Source organism: Pelagibacterium montanilacus (assembly GCF_003992665.1).
Lineage (GTDB): Bacteria > Pseudomonadota > Alphaproteobacteria > Rhizobiales > Devosiaceae > Pelagibacterium > Pelagibacterium montanilacus.
Genome location: NZ_RZMX01000042.1, coordinates 26,670 through 33,745 on the forward strand (window position 1 = coordinate 26,670; position 7,076 = coordinate 33,745).

The following is a 7,076-nucleotide window of genomic DNA, read 5'->3' on the forward strand; positions in this document are numbered from 1 at the left end:
ATTTCGCTCAAGGCTGTTTTCGCCCTGATCGTCTCGTTCTATCCAAAACTGCATGCAGTATGCAATATGCAGTATTCAGATTGCTGCGCGCGGGCTCGACTTCTCACCCGTCCCTGCGCCCACGCAACGCCGGGACGGATGGATTTATCGGCCCGTCCAGACAGGCTCTTCTTTGTTGCGGAAGGCCGAGACGCCGATATGGAAATCGGCGCTGCCATAGGCGCGTCCAATGAGATCCTCGCCTGCCGCAGCGGCCGAGCCATCGCCGACGCGGGCGATCGCTTCCTTGCTCACTTCCATCGTGATCGGCGCATTGGCGCATACCCGTCGGGTGATGCGCTCCACCTCCGCCTCTACCTCCGCCGGATCGACGATGCCCATGATGAAGCCGGCTTCCCGTGCCTCCTCGGCCGAGAGGAAATCGCCCATAATCAGCATGCGCTTTGCCCGACTGGCACCGAAGCCGTGGACAAGCCGCTGGTAGTTGGGCATCGAAAGGCAATTACCAACCGTTCGCGCAATCGGGACGCCGAACCGTGTGCCCGGGACCGCGACCCGCAGATCGCACGCCGCGGCGAGGTTCAGGCCGCCCCCGACAGCCCAGGCCTCGATGACCGCGAGTGTGGGGAAGGGCAGGGACTGAAGGGTGAACGTGTATCGTTCCATCTCCGCCTCATAGGCGATGCCATCGTCAGGTCCGTCGAAATCCTCGAAAATCGAGATGTCCGAACCCGCAACGAAACTCTCGCCGCCCTCGCCGCGCAAAACCGCCATGCGCACGCCGGCACGGTCCTTGAGTTCCGCACATATGACGGCGAGGTCGCGGTACATGGATTTGGTCATCGCATTGCGCGCATGAGGCCGGTCGAAGCGGATATGGGCGACATCGCCATTCCAGCTCAGGGTAACGCGTCCCTCGCTCATGATCCGAACGCACCGTCAGCCTCGAGTTGGTCGAACTCGGCTCCGAGCCCGAGTTCCTCGAGTACGTCCAGATTGTGCTGCCCCAGAAGCGGGGGTGGCATCCGGACCTGTTGGGGCGTGCCGGAAAGTTTGACGGGGAAACCCAGCGACCTCACTGGCCCTTCGACCGGATGGTCGATCTCCATGACCATATCCCGTGCCGCGATGTGGTCAGAGGCAAGGGTCTGGGCATAGTCATAGATCGGGCCGGCGGGAACGCCCGCCGCCAGGAATCGCTCGACCCAGTTCTCTGCCGTATCGGTTGCGAACACGGCTTCGAGTTCAGCCACCAGATCGGGCAGGTTTTGCAGCCTGTCGCGGTTCTCGGAAAAGCGCACGTCCTCGAGCAGGTCGGCGCGGTCGATGACTGCGCAGAACTGCAGCCAGAGCTTCTGGTTAGCCGCGCCGACCACGAAGTGCCCGTCGCTCGCGGCGAATGCCTGGTAGGGCGCGCTCATCCTGTTGGCTGTACCCAGCGGTTTGGGCGACTTCCCGGTCGCCCAGAACTCGGTGGTCTCCCAGATCGAAAGGCCCAGACCAGCCTCGAGAAGTGATGCGTCGATATACTGGCCTTGTCCCGTAGCCTGTCGGCCGATGATGGCGCTCAGAATGGCGTAGGTGGCGATCAGGCCCGCTCCCAGGTCGCCCACCGGAATACCGGATTTGACATGCGGCTGGTCGGGATGGCCCATGGCGCTCATCACGCCGGACATGGCCTGCGCTATCAGGTCGAACCCGGGCCGTTGCGACCACGGTCCTGTCTGGCCGAATCCGGAAATACTTGCATACACGATGCCGGCATTGAGGGCGCTGAGTGTGAGATAGTCCACGCCCAGCTTCTTGGCCACACCCGGCCGGCTGTTCTCGACCACGATGTCTGCAGTGGCCGCCAGCTTGTAGAAGAGCGCTTGTCCCGACTCTGATTTGAGATCGATCGTGACGCTGCGCTTGTTCCTGTTGAGGGCCAGAAAGCCGGGGCTATCCTCACCCAGCATGCGGAACCCCATCGCCTTGCGCGTCTGATCTCCACCGGTCGGTGGCTCGACCTTGATCACGTCGGCGCCCATGTCGCCCAACAGCATGCAGCAGAACGGGCCGGCCATTACCTGGCTGAGGTCAAGGACCCGAAGGCCAGCAAGAGGCAGGGGGAGGGCGCGGGCTTCGTCGCCGTTCTCAGATGTCATGGGTCCTCCACAGGCAATCTGCGATCAATCTTGTATGCAAAAATGGAGTGCGTCAATGATATTGGCTATTGGAACTGGATATTGCGCACAAGAATGCCTTGCGGTAGCGTAGCGGCATGAACGAGACCGACGATGCACATGCGAGCGAGGCAGTCCGGCAGGCCGAGTCGTCACGCGGGCGACGCGGGACGCTACACGGCGAAGCCACCGACAGGCTTCGCACCATGGTCATCACCGGTGAGTTGCCCCCCGGGATGCGGCTCAAGGAAGTGGCGCTGTGCGATCAGTTGGGCGTCTCACGCACTCCCATCCGTGAAGCGTTCCGGACTTTGGCGGCGGAGGGACTCGTTACCCTGCTTCCAAATCGCAGCGTGGTCGTCGCCCCGCTCGACGAGCGCAACATCGGCTATCTCTACTCGGTGTTCGGTACGCTGGAAGGCCTGGCGGGGGAGCAGGCCTGCGCCAACATCACCGGCGGGGAAATTTCTGAAATCGGCGGTCTTCTGAACGAAATGGTTGCGTTGCACGCCCGCAGCGAGCGGGCGGCCTATATGGACATCAATCATCAGATTCACGCCCGCGTGGTCGAAATCTCTGCAAATCCGGTGCTGCAGTCGATCTGGCGCTCGTTGTTGCCGCGGGTCGAGCGGGCCCGTGCCTTGGCCAACCTCGATCGAGACCGGTGGACCGAGGCGCTGTTCGAGCATTCCAAGATGTTCGCCGCACTCGCGGCAAGAGACGGGTCGCTTCTCGCGCGGCTGACACGCGAGCACTTCATCAACGGTCTGCCGGCAAGCGAGCGCGTACGTCGCCCGGATGCCCCATGAACGAGTTGCACCGCATCGAGGCAGCCGGGCAATCCGGCCGGCGGCGCCTCGAGATCATCGATGCCCATCATCATTTCTGGAACATCGAAACCAATTATCACCCCTGGCTGTGCGATGCCCGGCCGATCCCGTTTCGCTATGGGGATTACTCCAGACTGAAACGAAATTACCTGCCCGACGACTATCGTGCAGACGCCGCGACGTTCGACGTCGCAGGCTCGGTTGCGATCGAAGCCGAGTGGAATCCTGCGGATCCCCTGGGCGAGTTGCGCTGGCTCGAAGCAGTCGACGACAGGCTTCCATCTGCGATCGTCGCCCAGGCATGGCTCGACCGTCCCGATTTGGGGGAGGTGCTGGACGCTTACGCGGCGCATTCCAAGGTTCGGGGCATTCGCCACAAGCCCGTTGTGGCGACCTCACCGGAGCGGATCACGGCCGGCGAGAAGGGCAGCATGGATGATCCCGAATGGCGTGCGGGCTTCGCCCGGCTGGCGCCGCTAGGGCTTTCTTTCGACATGCAGGTGCCCTGGTGGCATCTGCGCCAGGCGCGTCGTCTGGCCGATGATTTTCCCGACACGAGCATCATCATTAATCACACCGCATTGCCGTCCGACCGAAGTGCCCAAGGCCTGGAAGCGTGGCAGCGCGCCTTGCTGGAGATCGCTCCCGCGCAAAACGTCTTCATCAAGATTTCAGGATTGGGCCTACCCGGCCGGCCATGGTCTGCCGACGACAACGCTCCAATTGTGAGGGCGGCCATCGATAGCTTCGGCTTCGAGCGGTGCATGTTTGCGAGCAATTTTCCGGTGGACGGTCTGGTCGCTTCGTTTTCCACCATTTTTGATGGCTTTCGCCGGATCGTGGCCGATCTTGCACCTGCGGAACAGGCAGCCCTTTTTGCGGGAAATGCCCGGCGAATTTATCGGATCGGGCAGGCGTCCCCACCGGTGAACGATGAGACCGGGTCCCCATCGGGCGCAACTGACACAGCGAGGTAAACGACGTGCAGATGTCTCAGCCGGAAAAACCCTATGCCCTTGGCTTTCTCGGCCTGGGTATCATGGGCCAGCCGATGGTCGAACGGCTGATCTCGAGGGGATGGACCGTTACGGTCTGGAACTACGAGCCCGAACTGAAGGCCTGGGCCGAGAGCGTCGGCGCGGTCTGGGCCGAAACACCAGCCCAGGTGCGCGAAAGAAGCGACGTCGTCCTGATCTGCGTCCTCCATGCCAAGGCGGTGGAGAACTGCTGCTTCGGGCCCGGGGGGCTCGCGAGGGCATCCACGGGGGCGGCGACCGTCGTCGACTGTTCCACCATGAACCCGGACAAGGCCATCGCGCTTTCTGCAGCGCTCAAGGAGCGAGCAGGAATGGCATGGATGGACGCGCCGATATCGGGAGGGCCCGAGCCGGCGGCCGAGGGCAAGCTTACCCTGATAGCAGGAGGCGATCAGGATCTTTTCGACAGGCTCAAGCCGATCTTCGACGATCTGGCCACCAATTCGACGCTGATGGGCCCCATCGGGAGCGGGCAGGCCGTCAAGGTGATCAACCAGGCGATCGTAGGGACGTCTTATACGTTGATGGCCGAGGTGCTGGCGATCGCCAAGGCTGCGGGAATCGAGCCGGACCGCCTTCCCGATTGCCTTGCAGGAGGGCTCGCTGACAGTCAGATCCTGCAGCGTATCTATCCTCAGATGGCCCATCGGGATTACCAACCCCCGAAAAGCTACGCGCGCCAGCTCAACAAGGACATGCAGAACATCGGGGTGTTCGTGGAGCGGCTCGGTCTGGAGCTTCCGCTGCTCGACGCGGCCATTGCCCGCTACGATGCGTATGTAGCCGAAGGCAACGAGCTCAAGGACAGCGCCTCGATCGCCACCTTCTACGACCGCTAGGGTTGAACCCAATCAGAATGTTGAACGTGTTTAGCAAATCAGATTCTCTGTGTGCGAGGGCATTTGGAGGCAAAGATGAGCGGGCATTTCTGGCTGAACCACGAGGCGTGGGCGGCGATCGCGCCGCATCTTCCAATGAACCAGCCAGGCGCTCGCCGCACTGATGAACGCCGAGTTATAAGTGGGATCATTCATGTGCTGCGGTCGGGTTGCCGGTGGCAGGACTGTCCTGCCTGCTACGGGCCGCCCACGACAATCTACAACCGCTTCCACCGATGGTCGGCGCGCGGAGTATGGCGGCGGTTGTTTGACGCCCTGGTGCAAGCGAGTGATCGCGATATCAATATGATCGACAGCACCACGGCCAAGGCCCATCGATCGGCAGCGGGCGGAAAAGGGGGGGCGGATGGCGAGGCAATCGGCCGCTCGCGAGGCGGCAGATCGACAAAAATCCATGCTGCTGTCGATAGTCGCGGCCGTCCTCTCGCGCTCAAGATAACGCCAGGGCAGCGAGGTGACGCGCCCGTTGCCATACCGCTGCTCGCAACCCTGCCTCCCAACCGCCTATGCGCCGCCGATACGGCCTATGACAGCAATGCCCTGCGCAACCTTCCTCATCGCGCGGGGCACCCAGCCGGTGATCCCCAACAATCGAACTCGAACCCATATCCAGCCGTTCGATCCTGAAGCCTACAAGCGTAGAAACATCATCGAACGCACCTTTTGCCGCGTCAAGGATTGGAGGCGCGTTGCCACCCGATATGACAAGCTCGCGACAAACTTCACAGCGACCCGCCAAATAGCCGCAATAATCTTATGGTGGGTTTGATTGAGTCTCGATCCTAAAGCGTTTCCAGAAAAAGTGGAAACAATTTTCCGGTTTGGAGATGGTGTCCCCTGGCGTGGTGTAGGTTGGTTTGGGCCGCCACGCATTTCCCGGCACTGCCGGTGTCGGATCAGCCGGCCAGGGGCGGCAGGCTGATGAGGGGATCATCGCTCATCTGGCTCATTGTTTCCAGTGTCATGTAGCGGGCGCGCTGGACGGCCCACTCATCGTTCTGTTCGAGCAGTAACGCGCCCACGAGGCGCACGATGGCGTCATCATTGGGAAAGATGCCCACGACATCGGTGCGCCGCTTGATTTCGCCGTTGAGACGCTCGATTGGGTTCGTGCTGTGCAATTTGGTCCGGTGTTCGCGTGGGAACGACATGTAGGCCAGAACATCAGGCTCGGCCTCATCGAGCAGGGTGGCCAGCTTGGGCACCTTGGGTCGGATCTGATCGGCGACGGCGCGCCATTGCGCACTGGCCGCCTTTGGTGTTTCCTGCGCAAAGGCCGTGGCGATGAAGGCAGAGACGACACGGCGCCCGCTCTTTCCGGCATGGGCAAGAACGTTGCGCATGAAGTGAACCCGGCATCGTTGCCAAGTGGCGCACAACACCTTGCTGACGGCCGCCTTGATCCCTTCGTGCGCATCGGAGATCACGAGCTTGACCCCACGTAGCCCCCGCCGGGTCAGCTTGCGCAGAAACGCTGTCCAGATCGGCTCGGCTTCCGAGGTCCCGATCTCCATGCCCAGAACCTCACGCCTGCCATCACTGTTGACGCCGATGGCGATAATGGCGGCGACCGAGACGATACGCCCACCGCGGCGCACCTTGAGGTAAGTGGCATCAATCCACAGATAGGGCCAGTCACCCTCGATGGGGCGATCGAGGAAGGCTTTGACCTTATCGTCGATCTCTTCGCACAGCCGGCTCACCTGACTTTTGGAGATGCCGCCCATCCCCATGGCCTTGACCAGATCATCGACTGATCGGGTGGAAATGCCCTGGATGTAAGCTTCCTGGATAACTGCGGTTAGAGCCTTCTCGGCCATGCGGCGCGGCTCCAGGAAGGTTGGGAAATAGGACCCTGTCCTCAGCTTGGGAATGCGCAGCTCGACAGTGCCGGCGCGTGTCTCCCAGTCTCTGTCGCGATACCCATTGCGCTGGGCCAGGCGATCGGAGCTCTTCGCTCCATAACCAGCGCCTGTGGCAGCGCCCACTTCCATCTCCATCAGGCGTTCAGCGGCAAAGCCGATCATCTCACGCAAAATATCGGCGTCGGGGGTCTGTTCGACCAGAGCGCGAAGGTTCATCATATCGGTGGTCATCGGTGGTCCTTTCGGATTGTGGCTTCAACAACCCGACATTACCGGAAAA

General features: G+C 61.7%; 7 protein-coding genes. 4 read left to right on the top strand and 3 right to left on the bottom strand.

Translation table 11 applies throughout. The annotated features are described in order from the left end of the window. Positions 1-144 precede the first annotated feature (144 nt). Both EO136_RS11950 and EO136_RS11955 read right to left on the bottom strand, forming a co-directional pair. Entirely contained in the window at positions 145-924 is a 780-nt protein-coding gene (locus EO136_RS11950) for an enoyl-CoA hydratase (protein ID WP_127144647.1), read from the bottom strand. Beyond that, a complete protein-coding gene (locus EO136_RS11955) occupies positions 921-2,147 on the bottom strand; it encodes a CaiB/BaiF CoA transferase family protein (protein WP_127144648.1) in 1,227 nt (408 codons plus the stop codon). Before EO136_RS11955 ends, EO136_RS11950 begins: the two co-directional genes overlap by 4 nt. A gap of 116 nt (positions 2,148-2,263) precedes the next feature. On the opposite strand from EO136_RS11955, the gene EO136_RS11960 reads away from it, so the two are divergent. From EO136_RS11960 to EO136_RS11975, 4 genes are all read left to right on the top strand, one after another. Continuing rightward, the gene (locus EO136_RS11960; protein WP_127144649.1) at positions 2,264-2,974 is read left to right on the top strand and encodes a GntR family transcriptional regulator; all 711 of its coding nucleotides are present in this window, start codon (positions 2,264-2,266) and stop codon (positions 2,972-2,974) included. Next, on the top strand, positions 2,971-3,972 hold the full coding sequence (locus EO136_RS11965) for an amidohydrolase family protein (RefSeq protein WP_127144650.1): 1,002 nt from the start codon (positions 2,971-2,973) through the stop codon (positions 3,970-3,972). Before EO136_RS11960 ends, EO136_RS11965 begins: the two co-directional genes overlap by 4 nt. Before the next feature lie 11 nt (positions 3,973-3,983). After that, the gene (locus tag EO136_RS11970; RefSeq protein WP_127144651.1) at positions 3,984-4,871 is read left to right on the top strand and encodes an NAD(P)-dependent oxidoreductase; all 888 of its coding nucleotides are present in this window, start codon (positions 3,984-3,986) and stop codon (positions 4,869-4,871) included. A gap of 75 nt (positions 4,872-4,946) precedes the next feature. After that, a protein-coding gene (locus EO136_RS11975; RefSeq protein ID WP_425466610.1) for an IS5 family transposase occupies positions 4,947-5,700 on the top strand; the annotation gives its coding sequence in 2 pieces (ribosomal slippage) (positions 4,947-5,483 and positions 5,485-5,700; 753 coding nt in all). A gap of 127 nt (positions 5,701-5,827) precedes the next feature. On the opposite strand, the gene EO136_RS11980 is transcribed toward EO136_RS11975, so the two are convergent. Continuing rightward, positions 5,828-7,027: an IS256 family transposase gene (locus EO136_RS11980; RefSeq protein ID WP_127143937.1), complete on the bottom strand. Its 1,200-nt coding sequence runs from the start codon at positions 7,025-7,027 to the stop codon at positions 5,828-5,830. Positions 7,028-7,076: the final 49 nt, after the last annotated feature.